1 pseudogene is annotated in these 1,333 nt (G+C 79.5%); it reads left to right on the forward strand.

The window, feature by feature from the left end:
• Positions 1-1,333: pseudogene (locus ACYVKY_RS07815) on the forward strand (hypothetical protein); the annotation flags it as partial.

Below are 1,333 nucleotides of genomic sequence, written 5' to 3' on the forward strand. Positions count from 1 at the left end.
GCCGCCGCCGTCCGCCGGGTGGCCGTGCTCGCGCGCCGCCGCACCGGCTCGCGCTCGCTCGCGACGTTCCTCGCGGTCCGCCAGGTCGCGGCGCGCGGCGGGCTGACCCGCACCACCGCCCTGGTCACCGCCGTCACCGTGGTCGCCGGGTTCGCCGCCGCGGCATGGAGCCTCACCGGCCAGCAGCGCCAGGCGCAGGCCGGGGTCGACGTCGGTGCCGACCGGGTCGCCGTCGTCGGGCCGCTGGCGGTGCCCGATCTGCTGGCCGCGACCGCGCGCGCCGATCCCGACGGACGCTGGGCGATGGCCGCCGCCGAGCGGCGCGTCGACGAGCGACCCGAGGCCTCCCTGCTCGCCGTCGACTCCGACCGGCTCGACGCCGTGGTGGCCCGGCTGCCGCGCGGCGCGGCGCTGCCGCCCGGGACCGGCGCCCGGCTCGTCCCCGACGACGTGGTGGCCCCGCTCGAGGTGCGCGGGTCGCGGTTCGAGGTGCCGGTGGTGCTGCTCGCCGACACCGTCGACCTCGCCCTCCAGCTGCACCTGCGGGGCACCACGGCGGCCGGCGAGGCGGTGACGATCGACCTGGGCGAGCCGCCGGCGGAGGAGACCGTCCTCGGCGCGACGACGAACGCCTGCGCGGACGGCTGCACGATCAGCCAGGCCGTGCTCGTCCGGCGCGGCGGGGTCGGGTCGGTCACCGGCGTGCTCACCCTCGGCGCGCTGTCGGTCGACGGCACCGAGGTCGACGGCTTCGCGCCCCGCGACTGGCGGCCCGCCCGCGTCGACGAGCGCGAGGTCGACTCGAGCACCACCGGCACCGTCGAGCGGCTCCCCGGCGGCGGGCTCGTGATGACGTTCAGCGCGAACCCCTCGGCGAGCCCCGGCGTGGTGCGGCGCGACGTCCCGGCAGCGCTGCCGGCCGTGCTCGTCACCGGGACGCCGCTGCGTCCCCTCGGCGTCCGCCAGCTGGCGCGGGGCACCGGTCTGGACGGCGGTGAGATCAACCTCGAGGTCCTCGGCGACGAGGCGACCGTCCCGCGGATCGCCGCGGGCGCCCTGGTCGACCTCGACCTGGCGGCCCGGCTCGAGCCGCCCCGCACCGACCGCGTCGAGCGGCAGGTCTGGCTCGGGCCGGACGCGCCCGCGGACGCCGTCCAGCGGCTCGAGGAGGCCGGGCTCGAGGTGCTCGAGGTCCGCACCCGCGCCGAGCGGCTCGAGCGGCTCGACGCGAGCGAACCCGCCCGGGGCCTGGTGCTGCTGCTCGCCGTCGGCGCGGCCGTCCTGCTCGTGGGCGCCTGCGGCGTCGCGACGGCGCTCGCCGCGACCGCCCGCC

Source organism: Angustibacter speluncae, from assembly GCF_054777815.1.